The organism is Rhizobium sp. CCGE 510, from assembly GCF_000292525.1.
In the GTDB taxonomy this organism is placed as follows: Bacteria; Pseudomonadota; Alphaproteobacteria; order Rhizobiales; family Rhizobiaceae; genus Rhizobium.
In genome coordinates this window covers 64,662-86,139 of record NZ_AEYF01000001.1, presented here as the reverse complement: position 1 = coordinate 86,139, position 21,478 = coordinate 64,662, and the positions used below count along the sequence as shown (strand labels likewise).

13 protein-coding genes are annotated in these 21,478 nt (G+C 62.6%); 3 read left to right on the top strand and 10 right to left on the bottom strand.

Going from position 1 to position 21,478, the window contains the following annotated elements:
• Nucleotides 1-78 precede the first annotated feature (78 nt).
• From RCCGE510_RS00440 to RCCGE510_RS00405, 8 genes are all read right to left on the bottom strand, one after another.
• Nucleotides 79-1,263, bottom strand: a complete 1,185-nt coding sequence (locus RCCGE510_RS00440) for an MFS transporter (protein ID WP_007626160.1) — start codon at nt 1,261-1,263, stop codon at nt 79-81.
• Between the two features lie 255 nt (nt 1,264-1,518).
• Entirely contained in the window at nt 1,519-1,971 is a 453-nt protein-coding gene (locus RCCGE510_RS00435) for a DUF983 domain-containing protein (protein ID WP_007626159.1), read from the bottom strand.
• 41 nt (nt 1,972-2,012) lie between these two features.
• Nucleotides 2,013-4,385, bottom strand: a complete 2,373-nt coding sequence (gene rnr / locus RCCGE510_RS00430; protein WP_007626158.1) for a ribonuclease R — start codon at nt 4,383-4,385, stop codon at nt 2,013-2,015.
• Between the two features lies 1 nt (nt 4,386).
• Entirely contained in the window at nt 4,387-7,041 is a 2,655-nt protein-coding gene (topA, locus tag RCCGE510_RS00425) for a type I DNA topoisomerase (protein WP_007626156.1), read from the bottom strand.
• 247 nt (nt 7,042-7,288) lie between these two features.
• On the bottom strand, nt 7,289-8,431 hold the full coding sequence (gene dprA / locus RCCGE510_RS00420; protein ID WP_007626154.1) for a DNA-processing protein DprA: 1,143 nt from the start codon (nt 8,429-8,431) through the stop codon (nt 7,289-7,291).
• Nucleotides 8,431-9,051, bottom strand: coding sequence for a glycerol-3-phosphate 1-O-acyltransferase PlsY (gene plsY, locus RCCGE510_RS00415; protein WP_007626152.1), 621 nt, complete (start codon nt 9,049-9,051; stop codon nt 8,431-8,433). The genes dprA and plsY overlap by 1 nt, the downstream gene beginning before the upstream one ends.
• A 43-nt stretch (nt 9,052-9,094) precedes the next feature.
• Nucleotides 9,095-10,384, bottom strand: coding sequence for a dihydroorotase (locus tag RCCGE510_RS00410; RefSeq protein ID WP_007626150.1), 1,290 nt, complete (start codon nt 10,382-10,384; stop codon nt 9,095-9,097).
• Nucleotides 10,381-11,337: an aspartate carbamoyltransferase catalytic subunit gene (locus tag RCCGE510_RS00405; RefSeq protein WP_007626148.1), complete on the bottom strand. Its 957-nt coding sequence runs from the start codon at nt 11,335-11,337 to the stop codon at nt 10,381-10,383. Before RCCGE510_RS00405 ends, RCCGE510_RS00410 begins: the two co-directional genes overlap by 4 nt.
• A 179-nt stretch (nt 11,338-11,516) precedes the next feature.
• On the opposite strand from RCCGE510_RS00405, the gene RCCGE510_RS00400 reads away from it, so the two are divergent.
• Entirely contained in the window at nt 11,517-13,175 is a 1,659-nt protein-coding gene (locus RCCGE510_RS00400) for an acyl-CoA dehydrogenase family protein (protein WP_007626146.1), read from the top strand.
• Between the two features lie 289 nt (nt 13,176-13,464).
• Here the strand turns inward: RCCGE510_RS00400 and RCCGE510_RS00395 are convergent, their stop codons facing one another.
• Both RCCGE510_RS00395 and RCCGE510_RS00390 read right to left on the bottom strand, forming a co-directional pair.
• Nucleotides 13,465-13,674 carry a type II toxin-antitoxin system VapB family antitoxin gene (locus RCCGE510_RS00395; protein WP_007626145.1) on the bottom strand — a complete coding sequence of 70 codons (210 nt, stop codon included), beginning with the start codon at nt 13,672-13,674 and terminating at the stop codon, nt 13,465-13,467.
• A gap of 138 nt (nt 13,675-13,812) precedes the next feature.
• Nucleotides 13,813-16,722 carry a ribonuclease E/G gene (locus RCCGE510_RS00390; RefSeq protein WP_007626127.1) on the bottom strand — a complete coding sequence of 970 codons (2,910 nt, stop codon included), beginning with the start codon at nt 16,720-16,722 and terminating at the stop codon, nt 13,813-13,815.
• Between the two features lie 624 nt (nt 16,723-17,346).
• Here RCCGE510_RS00390 and RCCGE510_RS00385 point away from each other — a divergent pair.
• Both RCCGE510_RS00385 and RCCGE510_RS00380 read left to right on the top strand, forming a co-directional pair.
• Entirely contained in the window at nt 17,347-18,618 is a 1,272-nt protein-coding gene (locus RCCGE510_RS00385) for an N-acetylmuramoyl-L-alanine amidase (protein ID WP_037077412.1), read from the top strand.
• 362 nt (nt 18,619-18,980) lie between these two features.
• A complete protein-coding gene (locus RCCGE510_RS00380) occupies nt 18,981-21,440 on the top strand; it encodes a penicillin-binding protein 1A (RefSeq protein WP_007626123.1) in 2,460 nt (819 codons plus the stop codon).
• Nucleotides 21,441-21,478: the final 38 nt, after the last annotated feature.

Sequence of the window (21,478 nt, the reverse complement as noted above, 5' to 3'; positions counted from 1 at the left end):
AAGGAAAATGAAAGCCGTGGAAACCGGATGGGCTCCACGGCAAATTCTGGCGCGAAACTACGAATCTCGCCCGAAAAGTCAAGTCCGTTTTCGAATGAACATCAGTCTGATGCCGGAAAGTAGGGCGTAAAGCCCGAAGAACGCGGCAATCGCCCAGGCAAAACCGTTATTTCCAGCGACGTCGATCGCTGCGCCGATCGCCTGCGGTCCGGCCACGGTTCCTATCGCATAACAGAAGATGAAGGCGGCATTGGCCGCCGCAAGGTCGGAGCCCGTCAGCCGCGAGCCGAGATGGCTGAGCCCGACCGTATAGAGGCCGGAGACGCAGCCGCCCCAGAAAAGCAGCAGCCCGGCCATCAACAGCCAGTTGTCGAGCAGCAGCGGCAACATCATCGCGCCGATGAACCCCATCAGTGCCATGCCGGCTAGAAGCGGCCGCTTGTCGGCGATGCGGTCGGAGAGCAGGCCGAGCGGGATCTGAAAGATGACGTTGCCGACGCCCATCATGGTGAGCAGAAGTGCTGCCTGCGATTCGGTAAAATGGGCGCGCACGGCAAAAATCGGGAAAAGCGATAGGCCGCCCGCTTCGACCGCGCCGAAGATGAAGACCGCCGCCGTCGCCGTCGGCACCAGGAAAACGTAGCGCATGAAATGCAACTCCGGCTTTTCCTCGAGCACCGGGCTTTCGTCGCGGGCGATGAAGATCGGAATGGCGGCCAGCAGGATGGCGCAGGCGCCGATCAGGAAGGGGAAGATGCCGTCGCTGCCTAGGATCGAAAACAGCAGCGGCCCGGCCGCAAAGCCGAGGGAAAGCACGGTCGCATAGATGCCGAGCACGAAGCCGCGTTTGGAAGGCGGCGAAGCGGCATTGATCCAGAATTCGGAGAGGATGAACAGCGTCGTCGTCGCGCCATGGAAAGCGAAACGCAGTGGAAACCACATCCAGAAATCCTGGGCATAATAAAAACCGAGCGCGCTCAGCGCCGAAATCAGCACGGCCCAGAGCATTGTCGGCGCGACGCCGTATTTATGGGCGAGCCTGGTGGTGATCGGCGCGGCAGCCATCGCCGCGACCCCGGCCATTGCCGTGTTGAGCCCGATCAGGGTGGACGAGATGCCACGTTTTTCGAGGATGATACTGAGGAGGGGCAGTCCGAGGCCGATTGCTATGCCGACGGCTGATATGGACGAGATGGCTGCCACCAGAGAAGGCCAATGGATTTCCTCGACATCGCCCGGTGTGCCGTTTCTCGGCTGAGACATTTATCCATCCTTAGAAAGCTACGCGAGCGAATCGGCCGGTCACCTCACACAGAAAGACACGGGCGTGCCAAATCCGGGTGACGGGGAGCGTTTCGCAATATGTCCGATGTGAGTGACCACCTGCGGAATGTAAAGCCTGTTCAGACAAGAAAAGCTTACCATGTCAAGTCGTTGAGGATCGTCCGCCACCGCCTTCGGGTGGTGATCGGTGGAGCGCTGGCACTACACGCCAAATATGTCTGGAAGGTGAAGGCGCTAATCCGGCCGGCCGGGGATGTCATAATCGTCGGAACCGTTACTCTCTCCACCGAAACCATGCATGCGCAACGCCCATTGCAGGCCGATGACACCGCCCTTGATCGGCTGGATCGAGGCAAGCGCGGTGATAACGGTGATCGGCGCCCAGATGGCAAGATGCGCCCAGACCGGCAGCACGAAGGTCATGTCGGTCAGCATATAGCCACCGACCACGACGTGGCCGACAACGAAGATGACGATATAGGGCGGAAGGTCGTCCGCGCGTTGGTGATGCATCGCCTCGCCGCAGGCAGCGCAATGATCGACCGGCTTCAGAAAGGCGCGAAAGAGCTTGCCGTTGCCACAGGCCGGGCAACAGTTCGACAGCCCCCGCATGATCGAGCGTCCAACCGGACGCTCGGCCTCGGGCGTATCCCCGTAGCGCACGGCCGGATCGGTCGGTGTGCTCATCGCAAGTTCCTCTTTCAGGCCGAAACATCGGCGCATGGGCTCTAGTGACGTCCCCGCGGCGGTCTCGTTCCGGGCTTCTTGCGGACCTGGCCCCTGTCGCGGCGGCCCGCTTTGTGGAAGGAGCGCACTGCCGTCGGCATTTCGCGCCCTTCGCTGACCATTTCGAAACGCAGCGCGCCGGCGAGCGGAATCGCTTCGGCAAGCTTCACCGTGACGCTGTCGCCAAGGCGATAGCCAAGCCCTGTCCGTTCACCCGAGAGCGCCTGATGCGCCTCGTCATAGATGAAATAATCGGTGCCAAGCGTCGATATGGGGACGAAACCGTCGGCGCCATAGTCCGGCAGGGAAACAAAAAGCCCCGATTTCGTCACACCCGAGACCCGTCCGGCAAATTCTTCACCGACGCGGCCGCTGAGATGATGGGCTATCAGCCGGTCGACCGTCTCACGCTCGGCCGCCATGGCCCGGCGTTCGAAGGTTGAGATTTCGGCGGCGATATCGTCGAGAACAGCCTCTTCCTCGGGCGTGATGCCGCCTTCACCAAAGCCGAGCGAGCCGACGAGGGCGCGGTGCACGATAAGATCGGCGTAACGGCGGATCGGTGAGGTGAAATGCGCGTATTTCATCAGGTTGAGGCCGAAGTGGCCGATATTCTCCGGACCGTAGATCGCCTGGCTCTGCGAACGCAACACCATCTCGCTGACCATGGTCTGGTGCGGCGTGCCGTCCGCCTTCGCCAGGATGCCGTTGAAGTTGTTGGCGCGCATGTTGCCGCCCTTGGCAAGCGAAATGCCGAGCGTCGCCAGGAACTCGCGCAGGATCTCCTGCTTGGCAAGCGTCGGGCCGTCATGGATGCGGTAGATCAGCGGCTGGCGTGCCTTTTCCAGCGTCTCGGCGGCGCAGACGTTCGCCTGGATCATCATCTCCTCGATCAGCTTGTGCGCATCGAGCCGCGGCGGCACGACGACCCCGTCGACGGTGCCGTCGGGCTTCAGCTGGATCTTGCGCTCCGGCATGTCGAGTTCCAGCGGCTGGCGCCGGTCGCGTCCGCGCTTCATCACCTCATAGGCGTGCCACAGCGGCTTCAGGATCGGCTCGAGCATTGGTCCGGTCTGATCGTCCGGCTTGCCGTCGATCGCTGCCTGCGCCTGCTGATAGGACAGCTTGGCCGCGCTCTTCATCATGATGCGATGGAAGGTATGGCCGATCTTGCGGCCTTCTCCGGAAAAGCTCATGCGCACGGCAAGCGCCGGGCGGTCGACGCCTTCCTTCAGCGAACAAAGATCGTTGGAAATCCGCTCCGGCAGCATCGGCACGACACGATCCGGGAAATAAACAGAGTTGCCGCGTTTCAGCGCCTCGCGGTCGAGCGCCGACTTGGAGCGGACATACCAGGAGACATCGGCAATAGCCACGCTGACGACGACGCCGCCGGGATTGTCGGGCGAGGGGTCCAGTTCGGCATAAACGGCGTCGTCATGATCCTTGGCGTCGGCCGGGTCGATGGTGATCAGCGGCACGTCGCGCCAATCCTCGCGATGCGACATCGTGGCGGGTTTTGCGGCGTCCGCCTCGTCAACGACGGCCGGCGGGAACACATGCGGGATACCATGCGCATGAATGGCGATCATCGAGATCGCTTTTTCCGAGCCGACGGAGCCGACCACGGAAAGCACCTTGGCGCGCGGCAGGCCGAGACGGCCGAGGCGGGCGATTTCGACTTCGACCAGGTCGCCGTCCGTGGCGCCGCCGGTGAAGTCGGGATCGATCACCATCTCCTCGCCACGCCGCTCGATCGGCAGCAGCCGGCCGCCACCGCCAGGCGCCGTGCGGAAAACGCCCATCGAGGCGCCGCGGCGCTTGTCGATCACTTTGATGATCCGCGCCGTATAGGCCGGCCCGCCGCGATCGACGGCCGGGAAGATCTTCGCCAGGATGCGGTCGCCGAGGCCGGCGACGGGCGCCTTGCCCTTGCCCTGGCGGCCCGCGGGCGATTGTTGGCGGATGGCGACGGCAGGCGCGACGCCCTGATCCTCAGGCCATTCCGCCGGCCGGCCGATCAGATCGCCATCCTTGTCACGCGTGGTAATATCGAGAACGGTGACCGGCGGCAGCGCGCCGGGGCGGATCAGCGACTTACGGTTCTTCTGCAGCATGCCTTCCTGCTCGAGTTCCTGCAGCAGATGCTTGAGCTCGACGCGGTTGTCGCCCTTCAGGCCGAAAGCCTTGGCGAGTTCGCGTTTGGAGGCTTTTTGCGGATGATCCGCGATGAAGCGCAGGATCACCTCGCGCGAGGGCAGCGCGCCGTGGACGATGTTCAGCGGCTCGACGGCGGGAGCATCCTTGCCGGCACGGCCGATCTTGCCCGGGCGCTTGCCCGCAGGGTTCGTTCTGTCGCGCGGTATCCTGCTCACGTCAGCTCTTTTTCGATTTCGCGGGCGCTTTCGCCTTCGTTGTCTTCGGCTTGGCCGCCGTCTTGGTGGTCTTGGCTTCGGCTGCCGCCGCCTTCGGCTTGGCTTTCGCCTTGGTGGTTTTGCCGGCAGGCGCCTTGCCGGCCTTCTCGGCGATCAGCGCGAGCGCCTCCTCGACGGTGATCGCCTGCGGATCCTTGCCCTTCGGCAGGGTGGCATTGACCTTGCCCCAGTTGACGTAGGGACCGTATTTGCCGTCGCGAACGGTGATCGCGCCGCCGTCGGGATGATCGCCGAGTGTCTTCAACGCCGCCGGCGTACCGCGCGAACCCCGGCCCGGCGGCTGGTTCGCCTTTTCGGCAATGACAGTCACGGCGCGATTGAGGCCGACCGAGAATACGTCTTCGATGGTTTCCAGATTGGCATAGGAACCGTCATGCAGCAGGAACGGCCCATAGCGGCCGATGCCTGACGAGATCATCTTGCCGGATTCCGGATGTTTGCCGATGTCGCGCGGCAGCGAAATCAAAGCCATCGCCTTTTCATAGTCGATCTCTTCGGGCTTCCAACCCTTCGGCAGCGAAGCGCGCTTGGCTTCCTTGCCGTCGCCGCGCTGAATATAGGGGCCGAAGCGGCCGGAACGCAGCGTCAGCTCCTCGCCGGTCGTCGGATCGGTGCCGAGGTTCTTCGGCTCGTTCAATCCGGCGCCATCCGCTTCCCCGCCGTTTTCGGAGGAGAGCTGGCGGGTGTAATTGCATTCCGGATAGTTCGAGCAGCCGACGAAGGCGCCGTATTTGCCGAGCTTCAGCGACAGGTTGCCGGTGCCGCAGACCTGACAGATCCTCGGATCGCTGCCGTCCTCCCGCTTCGGGAAGACCAGGGGTGCGAGCGCCTCGTTCAGCGAATCGAGCACATTGGTGACGCGCAGTTCCTTGGTGTCTTCGATCTGCGCGAAGAAATCTTTCCAGAAATCGCGCAGCACCTGCTTCCAGTTCAGCTCGCCGGCGGAAATCCGGTCGAGCTTTTCCTCGAGATCGGCGGTGAAGTCGTATTCGACATATTTGGTGAAGAAGCTTTCGAGGAAAGCCGTCACCAGCCGGCCCTTGGCCTGGGGGATCAGCTTGCGCTTGTCGATCGTCACATAGTCGCGGTCGCGCAGCGTTGCCAGCGTCGCCGCATAAGTGGAGGGGCGGCCGATGCCGAGCTCTTCCATCTTCTTGATCAGCGAGGCTTCCGAATAGCGAGGCGGCGGCTCGGTGAAATGCTGGGTCGAATTGATCTTCTGCTTGGCGAGCGTCTCGCGCGCGTTGATCTCCGGCAGACGGCCATCCTCGTCGCCATCGTCGCTCTGCTCGCCGTCTTCCTTCTGGTCGGTATAGGCGGCGATGAAGCCATCGAAGCGGATGACCGAACCGACGGCGCGCAGGCCGGCCTTCTCGCCCTTATTATCGGCGGTAATTTCAGCCGTCGTGCGCTCGATCTCGGCCGAGGCCATCTGGCTGGCGATGCCGCGCTTCCAGATCAGGTCGTAGAGCCGAATCTGGTCGGCATCGAGGAATTTGCGCACGCGGTCGGGCGAGCGGTAGAAATCGGTCGGACGGATCGCCTCGTGCGCCTCTTGTGCGTTCTTGGCCTTGGCGGAATAGAAGCGCGGCTTCTCGGGCATGTAGCGCTCGCCGAATTGGTCGACGATGGCGCTGCGCGCCGCATCGATCGCCTCCGGCGCCATCTGCACGCCGTCGGTTCGCATATAGGTGATCAGACCAACGGTCTCGCCGCCGATATCGACGCCCTCATAAAGCTTCTGAGCGATCTGCATGGTGCGCGAGGCAGAGAAACCGAGATTGGAGGAAGCTGCCTGCTGCAGCGTCGAGGTCGTAAACGGCGGTCCTGGGTTGCGCTTGACCGGTTTGGCCTCGATCGTGTCGACGACATAGCTCGCACCGTCGAGCAACGCCTTCAGCCGGCCGGCATCCTCGCCGTTGCCGATCGCGCGCGGCTGCAGCCGTTTGCCGTTCGCCGAAACCAGCCTTGCTTCGAAATCGTCGCCACGCGGCGTCTTCAGAAGCGCCGAGATGTTCCAGTATTCTTCCGATATGAAGCGCTCGATCTCGGATTCGCGGTCGCAAACCAGGCGAAGCGACACAGACTGGACACGGCCGGCCGAACGCGCGCCGGGCAGCTTGCGCCACAGGACCGGCGAAAGATTGAAGCCGACGAGATAGTCGAGTGCGCGGCGCGCGAGATAGGCGTCGACGAGCGGCACGTCGATGTCGCGCGGATCGGCCATCGCGTCGAGGACCGCCTTCTTGGTGATCGCGTTGAAGACGACGCGCTTGACCGGCTTGCCGTTCAGCACGCGCTTCTTGTTCAGCATGTCGAGAACGTGCCAGGAAATCGCTTCGCCTTCGCGATCCGGGTCGGTCGCGAGAAATAGGCCGTCGGAGGATTTCACCGCGTCGGCGATGTCCTTCATCCGCTTGGCCGAGGCGCTATCGACCTCCCAAAGCATTTCGAAATCCTGATCGGGGAGGACCGAGCCATCCTTGGCAGGCAGATCGCGCACATGGCCGAAGGAGGCGAGCACTTTGTATCCCGGACCCAGATACTTGTTGATCGTCTTGGCCTTGGCAGGCGATTCCACCACTACAACATTCATGATGATTCTCTAAAAAGGAAACGACGCCAGCATTTAAGCCAGCGCAACACACACCGCAACATGGATGCCCGGCCCTCCGACATGGACAGGGAAATCGCCGCGGTCAAGGGGTTTGGTACAATTTTACCTCTTGCGTCTGCTGCAGCCGAAAGAGGATTGTCGGAAAAATACATCTTGAGATAGGTTGCCAATCACTTTCGGCATGGTTTCGCCATTCTTAACGCCGCGCCCGAATATCGTGCGAAATTCAATCGGTAAGCGAGACGAGGCCGCCCTGATGCCGATGCAGTCTGCCTGAGATGTCGAGTTCCAGAAGGATGAGATAGACGGCGGATGCCGACAGGCCGGTATGGCGGATGACGTCGTCGATCTCGACCGGGGTTGGCCCGAGCGCATCGATGATGCGGGCCCGGTCTGAATCGCCGGGCGGAATTGTCATCGCCTTGCCGTCGGCTGCCGGTTGCTCGGCCATCGATAACGGGAACAGCTCGAATTGCGTAAGCGGCGCCAAAGCCTCGATGACATCGGCGGGTGTGGTGACGATCGAAGCGCCGTCCTTCAGCAGGCCGTTGGTGCCGTGGCAGCGCGGATCGAGCGGTGAGCCGGGCACGGCAAACACCAGGCGGCCGAACTCGCCGGCAAGCCGTGCGGTGATCAGCGAGCCTGAGCGCGTTGCCGCTTCGACGACCACCAGACCGAGACCGATACCGGCGATCAGCCGGTTTCGGCGCGGGAAATCGCGGGCGCGCGGTTCCCAGCCGAACGGCATTTCGCTCACCGCCAGGCCGTTGCCACCGGTTATCTCCTCGAGCAGCCCGATATTCTCCGGCGGGTAGGGTTGGTCGAGACCGCCGGCAAGCGCTGCGATCGTGCTCGTGTCGAGGCTTGCCCGATGCGCTGCCGTGTCGATGCCACGGGCCAGGCCGGACACCACGGTATAACCAGCCCGGCCGCAATCGCGCGCCACCATGGCCGCGAATTTCGCGCCGGCGATCGAAGCGTTGCGGGAGCCGACGATGCCGACCGCCGGTCGTTTGGCGGCGGCAAGAGCGCCTTTGACGGCAAGCAGCGGAGGCGCGCCGTCGATCTTCTTCAGGGCCTGCGGATAGTCCGGCTCACCGATGCCGACGAAGCGGGCGCCGAAGCGATGCGCCGCTTCCAGTTCCCGGTGCGCCTCGGCCTCGCTGGCGATGCGGATTGCCCGCGTGGCGCCGCCGCGCGCCGAAAGCTCCGGCAGCGCCGCGAGTGCTGCCTCGGCCGAACCGAAATGATTGATCAGGTCGCGAAAGGTCGCCGGGCCGATATTGTCGGAACGGATGAGGCGCAGCCAGGCGATGCGTTGCCGTTCGCTCAGCGCGACGCCTTTTGATCCCGCGCCCGGCGCATCCATTATCCCTTTGCCCCGATCTTGCTTTCCGTGCCGTCCATTAGGCGGGAAATATTGGCCTTGTGCTTCCAGTAGGAGATCAGCGTCATGATCGCCATGACGGCCGCAACCTTTTCGTTACCCAGTATCCACAGCGCAACCGGAATGACAAGCATGGCGACCAGCGCCGACAGCGACGAGTAGCGGCTGGTGAAGGCGACCGCCAGCCAGACGGCGGCGAAGAGCACCACCATGATCGGCGCGACGCCGAGCAGGGTGCCGATATAGGTGGCGACACCCTTGCCGCCTTTGAAGCCGATCCACACCGGGAAGAGATGGCCGATGAAGGCGAAGAAGCCGGCGATGATCGCCGCCTCCTGACCGAGGAAATAACCGACGACCCAGGCTGCTGCCGATGCTTTCAGCGCGTCGAGCAGCAGCGTCGCAGCAGCGAGCTTGCGGTTTCCCGTTCTCAGCACATTGGTCGCGCCGATATTGCCGGAGCCGATGCTGCGCACGTCGCCGAGGCCGGCGGCGCGCGTGAGGATCAGGCCGAAAGGAATGGAGCCGAAGAGATAACCGATGACGGCGGCGGCAAGCGCGATCGGCAGCGTGATCTGCCATGACATGAGATTGGATAACATATGCCGCCTCAGCCCCTCCGTGGCGTATCAGTCCAGGCTTTTTCTAAAGTGCGTGGACAAGCTTTCCCGAGACATAAGTCGCGACGGCCCGCCCGCTGAACCGCGCATCTTCGAACGGCGTATTCTTCGAGCGGGAGAGAAGCATGTCTTTGGCGACAAGCCAAGGCTCATCAAGATCGATCAACGCGATATCGGCCGCAGCACCCGGCTTCAGCGTGCCGGCGGCGAGGCCGAAGATTTGCGCGGGGCGGGTGGACATGGCATCGATCAGGCGCATCAGGCTCACCTGGCCGCCATGGTGAAGCCTGAGCGCCGCCGCCAGCATGGTTTCAAGACCGACCGCGCCATCGGCCGCTTCGCCGAAGGGCAGGCGCTTCGTATCGACGTCCTGCGGATCGTGCGAGGAGACGATGATGTCGATCGCGCCGCTCGCAAGCGCCTCGACCATGGCGATCCGATCGTCTTCCGGGCGCAGCGGCGGATAGAGCTTGAAGAAGCTGCGGTATTCGCCGATGTCGTTTTCGTTGAGCGCCAGATTGTTGATCGAGATGCCTGAAGTGACCTTGGCGCCGCGGCTGCGGGCGCGTTCGATCGCTTCGACCGAGGCCGGCACCGAGATCATCGCGGCGTGATAGTGGCCGCGCGTCAGTTCTGCGATTCTGAGATCGCGTTCGAGCGGGATGAGTTCGGCTTCCCTTGGAATGCCGGAGAGCCCGAGCCAGCTGGCGAAAAGCCCTTCATGCATGACGCCGTTGGCGCCAAGATATTTGTCGCGGGTTTCGCAGGAGATGACGGCGCCGAATTCGCGCGCATAGGTCATGATCCGGCGCAGCACCTGCGTGTCGTGGACGCTGGAATGGGCATCGGTGAAGGCGACGGCGCCCGCCTGCATCAGCAGGCCGATCTCCGTCATCTCCGCACCGGCAAGGCCCTTGGTGATGGCGGCTGCCGGATAGACGTTGACGGCGGCCGTATCGCGCGCCGTCTTCTTGACGAATTCGACGAGCGCGATGTCGTCGATGACGGGATCGGTGTCCGGCATCATGATGATCGAGGTGACGCCGCCGGCTGCTGCCGCCCGGCTGGCCGAGGCGATCGTCTCGCGATGTTCGCCGCCGGGTTCGCCGATATGGACGCGCGCATCGACGAGGCCGGGCGTCGCGACAAGGCCCGCGCAGTCGCGGATGACGGCGCCTTCCGGCGCGCCCTGGTTCTGCGCCGAGGAGCCGGCGGCAATGATCACCCCGTTTTCGGCGATGACCGTGCCGACTTCGTCGAGATTGCGCGACGGGTCGATGATGCGGACGTTTTTGAGGACGATCGGATTGCTCATGCCATCATTCCATCGCTTCGGGGACCCTGGTTCTGCGAGACGAGCAGCGTCTCCATCACCGCCATGCGCACCGCGACCCCCATTTCCACCTGTTCGGCGATCACGCTCTGCGGCCCGTCCGCCACCTCTGAGGCGATCTCGACGCCGCGGTTCATCGGGCCGGGATGCATGACCAGCGCATCCTCCTTCGCCGCCTTCAGCGTTTCGGCGTCGAGCCCGTAGAAATGGTAGTATTCGCGCACCGAAGGCACGAAGGCGCCGGACATGCGCTCGCGCTGCAGCCGCAGCATCATCACCACGTCGGCGTCCTTCAGCCCTTCTTTCATCGAATGGAAGACCTCAACACCCATCTCGGCGATGCCGGCGGGTAGCAGGGTGGCGGGCGCGACGACACGCACGCGGGCGCCCATCGCATTGAGCAGCAGGATATTGGAGCGCGCCACCCGCGAATGCAGCACGTCGCCGCAGATCGCCACGATGATGCGCGAGAGCTTGCCCTTGGCGCGGCGGATCGTCAGTGCGTCGAGCAGCGCCTGGGTCGGATGTTCGTGCTGGCCGTCGCCGGCATTGACGACCGAGCAGGAAACCTTCTGGGCGAGAAGGGCGGCAGCACCGGCGCTCGAATGGCGGATGACAAGCACGTCGGGACGCATCGCATTCAGCGTCATCGCCGTGTCGATCAGCGTTTCGCCCTTCTTCACTGAGGAATTGCCGACCGACATGTTCATGACGTCGGCGCCGAGCCGCTTGCCGGCCAGCTCGAAGGAGGCCTGCGTGCGAGTCGATGCCTCGAAGAACAGGTTGATCTGCGTCAGCCCGCGCAGCGTCGACGTTTTCTTCTCTCGCTGGCGGCTGATCTTGACGGCCTCGTCGGCCTTGTCGAGCAGATAGGTGATATCCTGCTCGGTGAGGCCCTTGATGCCGATGAGGTGGCGGTGGGGAAAAAAGACCATGACCCTGCCTCTTGCTGTCTCTGGCGGGTCTATAAAGAGTGCTGCCCGCCGGGGCAAGCATGCGCTGTGGGCAAAGGCTTATGTCCCCATGCATTTTCGCCAAAATTCCGATAGAGCAGAATGAACCGAATCATAACTTCCGGTTTCCCTTTGCCGGGCTCTTACACTAGAAGCGAATTATGACCTCCGCCAACCGGACTGAAGAAAAACTCGCAGAACTCAATCAGCCGAGCCTGTGGTCCGGCATCAACGCCTATCGGTCCGATCCGCTGATCGTCGATCTGACGGCAGCCCTGCCGCGCGGCATCCGCGAGGACCTGGAAAACATAGGCCGCTACGTCACCTCGCCGGAGGCACAGGAGCTGGCGCGCATGGCGAACCAGGGCGCGCCGCAGCTGCGTACCCACGGTCCGCGCGGCGAGCGCCTTGATGTCGTTGAGTTCCATCCCGCCTGGCACGCGCTGATGCGGCGCTCCATGTCGGTCGGCCTGCATTCCTCCGTCTGGGACCCGCAGGCCGATACCGACGCCAAGGATGAGGCCCACAAGGTTCGCGCCGCTCGCTTCTATCTATCGTCACAGCTGGAATCCGGCCATCTCTGCCCGCTGACGATGACCAGCGCCTCGGTCGCCGCGCTCTCGGCCTCGCCCGCGATACAGAAGGATTGGGCCCCCAAAATCCTCTCGCGCAAATATGATTCGTCGAACAAGCCCGCCATGCAGAAGTCTGCTGTGACCATCGGCATGGGCATGACGGAAAAGCAGGGCGGCACGGATGTGCGCGCCAACCGCAGCGCTGCCGAAAAGGTCAGCGAGGGCATCTACCGGCTGTCCGGCCATAAATGGTTCATGTCCGCTCCGATGAGCGACGCTTTCATCATGCTGGCGCAGACGAAGGAGGGCATGGGCTGCTTCCTGGTGCCGCGCCTGCTGGAGGACGGCTCCGCCAACGGCCTCCAGTTCCAGCGGCTGAAAGACAAGGTCGGCAACCGCTCCAACGCCTCTGCCGAAGTGGAATTCTCAGACACGTTCGGTTTCTTGCTCGGCGGCCCGGATGCCGGCATCCGCACCATCCTCGACATGGTGACGCTGACGCGGCTCGACTGCGCGCTGGCCTCATCAGGCATGATGCGCGCCTCGCTCGCCGAAGCCGTACACCACACCCGCGGCCGCAGCATCTTCGGAAAGATGCTCGTCAACCAGCCGATCATGACGCGCGTGCTGGCCGACATGGCGCTCGACGTCGCAGCCGCGACGGCGCTGTCCTTCCGTCTTGCCGACGCCTTCGACAAGGCGCGCGGCAATGCCGAGCAGGCGGCCTATGCCCGCGTCATGACGCCGGTCGCCAAATACTGGTGCTGTAAGATCGCGCCGGCGCTGATCTACGAGGCGATGGAATGCATCGGCGGCAACGGCTACATCGAAGAACGCCCGATTGCCCGCCACTACCGTGAGGCTCCGGTCAACGCCATCTGGGAAGGCTCCGGCAACGTCATGGCGCTCGACGTGCTGCGCGTGCTCAACCGTGGCAAGGATCTGTTCGAAACGGTCTTCGCCGGCCTTGCCCGCGATCTCGGCCCGGCCGGCAAGAAGACGATCGATGTGCTGCGCGCCGCTGTCGCGCTCTGCGAACAGGATGAGGGCGCCGCGCGCCTGCTCGTCGAGCAGTTGGCGCTTGCGGCCGGTGCCGCCGAACTCTATCGGCTCGGGGCAGGGCGCATTGCCGATGCCTTCATCGAGACGCGTCTTGCCGGCGGCTGGCGCTCCACCTACGGCATGCTCGATTCCCGCTTCGACGCCAGCTACATCGTCGACCTGCTCTATCCGCCGGCGGCCTGATCGCAGGCGGGGGATGATAGTCGCTCGTTGCCGGACATCTCGCCGAGCGATATCGAACCACTTTGCGCCGATGGCTGCCCCTCACCCTAACCCTCTGCCCGTAAAAAACTGGGAGAGGGGACGTGCCCTGCGAGAGCGAGTTGGGAGCAGAGAGGGCGCGGCATGTCGCCCCGCAAGCGGGGAGAAGGTGGCGGCAGCCGGATGAGCTGCTGGTCTCGGCGATGTCGGACCGGGCTGGCCGCGCTTATCCCGCGCAGATGCGCAATCCAGACCGAACTGTCGAGGAAGATTATCCTGCATCATCTGACCGGTCACGACGGATATCGTCGAGATCGCCTGCCCAGCCTATGCCTGAGAGATTTGCGATCGCATTGGTGCGGCGGTGCCTCTCGATAAGGATTCGCAAGGCCTTTTCGACGGCGGCCTCTTTTGTCGCCAATCCCGTGGCGGCCATCGCCTCGGCAAGCAAGGCATCATCGATATCGATATTCGTCCGCATGGTCGTCTCACGTGTGATCGCCATCGATGATGCGCACCAACGGCACGAGGATACAAGACCGCTGATGCCGTTGCCACAAACAAAAATCCGGCCGCGTCGCCGCAGCCGGATTGATCAGTTACGTCCGAAAATCAGCGTTCAGAAGAAGCCACGGCGCTGCCACCAGCCGGCTTTCTTCGGCTTGCCGTCGTCAGCTTCGGCATTCTCGACGCGGGTGGATTTTACCGTCGGCTCCGAGGAGGAGATGTTGGATTCGCGGTTGGCGCGAACCGGCTTTGCCTCTTCCTGGACCTCTTCCTGAACGGGCGTTCCGAGATCGGCAGAGGCTTCCACCAACTCCGGTTCGGCCTCGGCCGCAGGCGCCGTCTCAGCCACCGGTTCCTCGACCGGCGCTGCGGCCGGTTTGCGGCGGCCGCGGCTGCGGGCGGGCTTTACTTCCTCGGTTATCACAGGTGCGCTTTCGACGGCTGCCATCGCAGCCTGGCCTTCGCCGGCTTCGGCAGCTGTTTCGACAGTTTCGGCGACGGCTTCGCTTGGAGCACCATCGTTCGAAACGTCGTCGCCTTCGTCCTCGTCGCCGCCCTCATCACCGCCATTGTCTTCACCGGCTTCGCCGGCCGTCAGTTCGGAGCCATCCTCGGCGCGATTGCGGCGACCGCCGCGCTTGCCGCGACGGCGCCGCTTGCGGCGCTGCGATTCCTCGCTTTCCGCCAGTGTCTCGGGCGTGGATTCGGCGTTTTCATCGCCTTCGCCGCCTTCAACGCCCTCGTCGTCACCATCCTCATCTTCGTCGCCAGCTTCGCCAGCGGCTGATGTCGGATGCTCGGCATTGCCGTTGCGACCGCGCCGACGCCGGCGTCGTTTGCGCTTGCGGTTGCCGTCAGCGTCGGCTTCCGAGCGTGCTGCGACAGGTCGCTCGGCAGCGGCCGGCTTTTCTTCGAGTTCCTCGTCTTCGTCCTCATCCGCTTCGATGACGATATCGTCGTCGTCATCTTCAGGAATGGCTGCAAAGTTGAAGAGCGTTTCGATCTTGACCGGATTTTCCACCGGATCGCCGCGATCGATCGCGAAATGCTGGGCGCCGACCGAACCGTCCGCATCGATGATGATGGCGACGCCGAAACGGTTTTCGTAATCGATGATCGTCTGGCGCTTATGGTTGAGCAGATAGAGCGCAATGTCAGGCGTGGTGCGCACGCTTATGTTGTGCGTGGTATTCTTCAGCAGATATTCCTCGATACCGCGCAAGACATGCAGGGCGACGGAGGACTGCGAACGCACATGGCCGCTGCCGCCGCAATGCGAGCAGACCTGCGTGGTCGATTCGAGAACCGACGCGCGGATGCGCTGGCGCGACATTTCGAGCAGGCCGAAATGCGAGATCCGTCCGACCTGGATGCGGGCGCGGTCGTTCTTCAGGCATTCCTTCAGCTTCTTCTCGACAGCGCGGTTGTTGCGCTTCTCTTCCATGTCGATGAAGTCGATGACGATCAGGCCGGCAAGGTCGCGCAGGCGCAGCTGGCGAGCGACTTCGTCGGCAGCCTCGAGATTCGTCTGCAGCGCGGTGTCTTCGATCGAGTGTTCGCGGGTCGAGCGGCCCGAGTTGACGTCGATGGAAACCAGCGCTTCGGTCTGGTTCATGATCAGGTAGCCGCCGGACTTCAGCGTCACCTGCGGCTGCAGCATGCGGTCGAGCTGCGCCTCGATACCGGAACGCGAAAAGATCGGATGGATGTCGCGGTAGGGCTGAACCACCTTGGCATGGCTCGGCATCAGCATCTTCATGAAGTCTTTCGCTTCACGATAGCCTTCTTCGCCGGAGACGATTACTTCGCTGATATCCTTGTTGTAAAGGTCGCGGATCGACCGCTTGATCAGCGAGCCTTCCTCGTAGACCAGGCAGGGAGCCGTGGATGCCAGCGTCAGTGTGCGGACATTTTCCCAGAGGCGCATCAGATATTCGAAGTCGCGCTTGACCTCGACCTTGGTGCGGTTGGCGCCGGCGGTGCGAAGGATGACGCCCATGCCCTGCGGCACTTCGAGCATGCGCGCGATTTCTTTCAGGCGCTTGCGGTCGGCAGGGTTGGTGATCTTGCGGGAAATGCCGCCGCCGCGCGCCGTGTTCGGCATCAGCACGGAATAGCGGCCGGCGAGCGAGAGATAGGTGGTAAGGGCGGCACCCTTGTTGCCGCGCTCTTCCTTGGCGACCTGCACGAGCAGGATCTGGCGGCGCTTGATGACTTCCTGGATGCGGTACTGCTTGCGCGGCTTGCGCTGCACGCGGTCCGGCACTTCTTCCATCGCGTCTTCGGCGCCGACGGATTCGATGATTTCCTCTTCGCCATGATCGTCATCGTCGTCATCATCATCGTGGCGACGCTTGTTGGTATCGACGTCCTCGGAGATCGAGTCGGTTTCCACCATGGCGGCCATCGGGCCGCCGGTCGAACCGTCATCCTCGTTGTCGACGCTCGAAGCGCCTTCGGCTTCGACATCTGTGGGAACGGCGTCCTCGGTCGCGGTCGTCTCAGCAGCCGGTTCGGTCACCTTTTTGCGGCTGCGGCGCGGCCTGGCCTTTTTGGCCGGAGCTTCCTCGGTGGCCTCGGGCGATGCAGCGGTTGCTATCGCTGCCGGCTCCTCCGTTACACCTGCCGTTTCCGGCGCCTCTGCCGGCACGATGCCGACATCCGGCTGGTCCTGGGTCGAAAGATCGACCATCGGCGCGGTTTCGACATGCTCGACATCTTCGTCGCGGCGATGCTCCTCGGCTTCGGCCCGAAGCAACGCCTGACGGTCGGCAAGCGGTATCTGATAATAGTCGGGATGGATTTCGGCGAAGGCCAGGAAGCCGTGCCGGTTGCCGCCGTAATCGACGAATGCGGCTTGGAGCGAGGGCTCGACCCTCGTTACCTTTGCAAGATAGATGTTGCCGCGGATCTGCTTCTTGTGCTGAGACTCGAAGTCAAATTCTTCTATGCGGTTCCCGCGAACGACAACGACGCGCGTCTCTTCCTCGTGAGACGCATCGATAAGCATTTTGTCTGCCATGTAAGCTGTGCTCCTCGGCGTGGCCGCGAGAGCGCATTCCCGACTGCTGTTGAAACAGAAAGAATGCGGTCCGCAATGGCCGCGCCGGATAATGAAAGTCGCGCCTGATACGAGGGGGAGGGCAGCAGCCAGACCGCAGCCGGAACCATTTCGGTCCGGGGCCTGTACACTTCAGATAAAACCTGCTGCGAAACCATCAACAACCAAGCGTGATCGACAAATACGAAGACCCGTTCGGGTCCGATGAGTTTGCTCCCTGAGAGCGTGGTGGCTGATCCACCAATGAATTCCGACAATGAGCCGGAAAATCAGGATCCAGTTCTAAGGATGAAGCGCATGAGACGGCGGACGATGACCGGTGTGGCGCCAGGTCCTGATCTGGCTGGCAGCCTTTGCGGCGACTCTATCCCGTCAACACTTTACCCTAAAATTCGTTGTATGTTTTCCGTGTCACAATAGCAAGGGAAAAGCCAAATGCGCCATAATATTGATGGATTTCGTAACGCATAGAAGTTGGGGATAAAGTGATCGCGATTCGGCGGGCCGCAACGGGTGTTTCGTCTAGCGACGTTCGACGCGGCCGCGTCGGCTCCATCGGAGTAACAGATAGGGTGTGGCGGTTTATTGTTTAAGAGGGCTCGGATCGCGGCGAAATCCCCAGCGCGGCGATCGACATTCGCAAGGTTGGTTCTGACGGCGCTTCTGGCGGTTGGTTTCCTGCCGGCCGTTATTGGTTCCGTCGAGGCGAGGGATCCGCTGCTGGCCTATGGCGCACGCATCGTCGGCGACGATGCAAGAACCCGGATCGTCATCGATTTCGATCGCGAACCGCACTTTTCCGTCCACTACATCGCCAATCCGGAGCGCATCGTCATCGACCTGCCGGCGACCGCCTTCGGCTTTCCGGCCAAGGATCTCGCCGCCCGCGGCCTGTTCAAGGATATCCGTTACGGCAAGATGGACGAGGACAGCGCCCGCATCGTGCTGACGACGGCAGGGCCGGTCAAGCTGGCGCTCGCCAAAGTCCAGGCCGACGAGGCCGGCCAGGGTCATCGGCTCGTGCTCGATGCCGAGATGATCGACAAGCAAGCCTTCGCCGAGCTGGTGAAGACCCAATCCTGGAGCGATCGCGCCTCGAGCGAAGGGACTGAGGCGGCGGAGACGACGAGCGCCATCCCGGCACCTGAGAAAGCTGCCCTCGGCGATTTCGTCATCGCCGTCGACGCCGGCCATGGCGGCATCGATACCGGCGCGATCGGCGTCGACACCAAGACCGAAGAAAAGCAGGTGACGCTTGCCTTCGCCAAGGCCTTGACCGATCGGCTGAACAAGGAGCCGGGCATCAAGGCTTTCCTGACGCGCGAGGACGACGAGTTCCTGTCGCTGTCGCAGCGTGTGCTGATCGCCCGCCAGAACCATGCCGGGCTGTTCATTTCGATGCATGCCGACACGCTGAAGCAGAAGGACATCCGTGGCGCCACCGTCTACACGATCTCCGACAAGGCATCCGACAAACTCGCCGCCGACCTTGCCGAACGCGAAAACCTCTCCGACCAGATCGCCGGCAAGGAAACGGTCGCCGAGCCGCCCGAGGTCGCCGATATCCTGCTCGATTTGACACGGCGCGAAACCCAGGCCTTCTCGATTTCGCTGGCCGAAAGCGTGCTGAATTCTTTCAAGGATCAGGTCGGCACCATCAACAATCCGCACCGTCATGCCGGTTTCCGCGTGCTGCAGGCCCCTGATGTGCCGTCGATCCTTCTCGAACTCGGCTTCCTATCCAATGCCGAGGACGAGAAACTGCTGCTCGACGAGAGCTGGCGCGGCAAGATCGTCAGTCTCTTGACCGAGGCGGTGAAGCGATACCGCGCCGGCGTCATGGCGAATGGCGGCTAACGGTTTTTGCCCAGAATTCAGTCGCAGTTGCGGGACGGCCGCATTCATGAAAACAAACACTTAAACTGCGTTCCATGAATCGAATTCTGAGCAGGATGGTTCAGCTTGACGGCGGGAACGGGCGTTGCTTGGATGTGACAGTCCTAATGAAACGCGCCCGCAGCGGTGAATGCGGCGGCGAGAGCCCTATTTTCCTCACATTCGCGCCGTTACTCCGGCTTATGTTTCGTAAGCCTTGAGCGCGGAATCGGCTTGTGGCGGTAACGCTCATGGAGTAAGCCGCGCAACGTGCAAATTGCCTTGATCCATACAATCGCTGCGTCTGCGCCGATTGACGATCGAAGAGACCGGTAGCTGAAAATATGGTTAGACTTTTTGGATATTTCTTCGGAATGGCCTGCGTCCTGTTTCTGGTCGCGGCGGCGGGTGTTGCCATCTATCTCGCCAACGTCGCGAAGGATCTCCCGGACTATGCCGTTCTGAACAGCTATGCGCCGCCGGTGACCACCCGCGTCCACGCCGGCAACGGCGCTCTGATGGCCGAATACGCCAAGGAAAAGCGTCTCTTCCTGCCGATTCAGGCCATCCCCGACCGCGTGAAGGCCGCTTTCCTGTCGGCCGAAGACAAGAATTTCTACAATCACCCGGGCGTCGATCTCACCGGCCTCGGCCGCGCCATCCTCGTCAACCTGCAGAATTTCGGTTCCGGCCGCCGCCCGGTCGGTGCTTCCACAATCACTCAGCAGGTGGCCAAGAATTTCCTTTTGAGTTCTGACCAGACGATCGACCGCAAGATCAAGGAAGCGATCCTGTCCTTCCGTATCGAGCAGGCCTACAGCAAGGACAAGATCCTCGAACTCTACCTGAACGAGATCTTCTTCGGTCTGAATTCCTACGGCATCGCCGGCGCCGCACTCACCTATTTCAACAAATCCGTCACCGAACTGACCGTTGCCGAAGCCGCCTATCTGGCATCGTTGCCGAAAGGTCCGGCCAATTATCATCCTTTCCGCCATCCGGAAGCTGCGCTCGAACGCCGCAACTGGGTGATCGACCGCATGGTCGAAAACGGCTATGTCAGCCAGAGCGACGGCGAGGAAGCCAAGAAGCAGCCGCTCGGCGTCACCGCCCGCACAACCGGCCCCTCGCTCTTTGCTTCGGACTATTTCGCCGAAGCCGTGCGCCGCCAGCTGATCGACCAATATGGCGAGAAGGTTCTCTATGAGGGCGGCCTTTCGGTGCGCACGTCGCTCGATCCGCAGCTGCAGCTCGCAGCCCGCAAGGCGCTGCAGGATGGTCTGGTGACCTATGACGAGCGTCGCGGTTTCCACGGCCCGATCAAGCAGATCGATGCAAGCGGCGATTGGGGCAAGGCGCTTGCCGATATTCCCTCCCTCTCCGACGTGCCTGAATGGCGGCTCGCCGTTGTGCTTGCCGTCTCCGACAGCAACGTCGATATCGGCCTGCAGCCGGCCAAGGATGGAAGCGGCAAGGTTTCAGCCGACCGTCAGCGCGGCACTATCGAAGCCAAGAACATGCAGTGGGCCTTCCGTTCGGCCGACGGCGCCCGCAAGACCGCGAAATCGCCGGTCGGCGCCGTAGCCCCTGGCGACGTCGTCTATGTCGCAAAGCTTGGCGATGACGCGTCGACCTCCTATCGCCTGCAACAGCCGCCGAAGGTGCAGGGTGGCCTGGTCGCCATGGATCCAAAGACCGGCCGTGTGCTCGCCATGGTCGGCGGCTTCTCCTATTCGCAGTCCGAATTCAACCGCGCCACCCAGGCGATGCGCCAGCCGGGCTCCTCGTTCAAGCCTTTCGTCTACGCGGCGGCAATGGATAACGGCTATACCCCGGCTTCCGTCATCATGGATGCGCCGATCGAAATCGTCTCCGGCGGCCAGGTTTGGAAGCCGGAAAACTACGGTGGCGAAGTCGGCGGCCCGTCGACGCTGCGCTCCGGCATCGAGCATTCGCGCAACCTGATGACGGTGCGCCTCGCCAACGATCTCGGCATGAACATTGTTGCCGAATATGCCGAGCGCTTCGGCATCTACGATCACATGCTGCCGGTTCTCTCCATGTCGCTCGGCGCCGGCGACACGACGGTGCTGCGCATGGTCTCGGCCTATTCGGTCATCGCCAATGGCGGCAAGCAGATCAAGCCGACCTTGATCGACCGCATCCAGGACCGCTACGGCAAGACGATCTTCAAGCATGAGGAGCGTCTGTGCGAAGGCTGCAATGCCGGCGACTGGCAGAACCAGGAAGAGCCCAATGTCGTCGACAACCGCGAAACCGTTCTCGACCCGATGACCGCCTACCAGATCACCTCGATGATGCAGGGCGTCATCCAGCGCGGCACGGCCGCCGGCAAGGTCGATCTCGGCGGTCGCGACGTCGCCGGCAAGACCGGCACTACCAATGACGAGAAGGATGCCTGGTTCGTCGGCTTCACGCCGGATCTGGTCGCCGGTCTTTATATGGGCTTCGATACGCCGGCCCCGCTCGGCCGCGGCGGCACCGGCGGCGTTCTCTCCGCCCCGATCTTCAACGAATTCATGCAGGCTGCCGTCAAGGATGCGCCGGAATCGAAATTCGTCATCCCGCCGGGAATGAATCTGATTTCGATCGACCGCAAGACCGGCATGGCCGCCGTCGACGGCGATCCGAACACCATCATCGAGGCCTTCAAGCCCGGCACCGGCCCGGCCGACAGCTTCTCCGTCATCGGCATGGACAGCACCATGGCGCCGGAAGAGATCCTGAAGACTTCGCCGCAAGCAAACCAGGCGGTCCAGACCGGCACGCCCGGCCTGTTCTGACCGCCGCCCGATTTTTGAACGCCCGCGCGGCCTTTACA

What these genes read in the sequence shown, in the direction of transcription:
- RCCGE510_RS00400 (WP_007626146.1), top strand. Translation starts at nt 11,517, where the DNA reads ATGACCTCCGCCAACCGGACTGAAGAAAAACTCGCAGAACTCAATCAG.
- RCCGE510_RS00390 (WP_007626127.1), bottom strand. Translation starts at nt 16,722, where the DNA reads ATGGCAGACAAAATGCTTATCGATGCGTCTCACGAGGAAGAGACGCGC.
- plsY (WP_007626152.1), bottom strand. Translation starts at nt 9,051, where the DNA reads ATGTTATCCAATCTCATGTCATGGCAGATCACGCTGCCGATCGCGCTT.
- RCCGE510_RS00395 (WP_007626145.1), bottom strand. Translation starts at nt 13,674, where the DNA reads ATGCGGACGAATATCGATATCGATGATGCCTTGCTTGCCGAGGCGATG.
- RCCGE510_RS00380 (WP_007626123.1), top strand. Translation starts at nt 18,981, where the DNA reads ATGGTTAGACTTTTTGGATATTTCTTCGGAATGGCCTGCGTCCTGTTT.
- topA (WP_007626156.1), bottom strand. Translation starts at nt 7,041, where the DNA reads ATGAATGTTGTAGTGGTGGAATCGCCTGCCAAGGCCAAGACGATCAAC.
- RCCGE510_RS00435 (WP_007626159.1), bottom strand. Translation starts at nt 1,971, where the DNA reads ATGAGCACACCGACCGATCCGGCCGTGCGCTACGGGGATACGCCCGAG.
- RCCGE510_RS00440 (WP_007626160.1), bottom strand. Translation starts at nt 1,263, where the DNA reads ATGTCTCAGCCGAGAAACGGCACACCGGGCGATGTCGAGGAAATCCAT.
- RCCGE510_RS00405 (WP_007626148.1), bottom strand. Translation starts at nt 11,337, where the DNA reads ATGGTCTTTTTTCCCCACCGCCACCTCATCGGCATCAAGGGCCTCACC.
- dprA (WP_007626154.1), bottom strand. Translation starts at nt 8,431, where the DNA reads ATGGATGCGCCGGGCGCGGGATCAAAAGGCGTCGCGCTGAGCGAACGG.
- RCCGE510_RS00410 (WP_007626150.1), bottom strand. Translation starts at nt 10,384, where the DNA reads ATGAGCAATCCGATCGTCCTCAAAAACGTCCGCATCATCGACCCGTCG.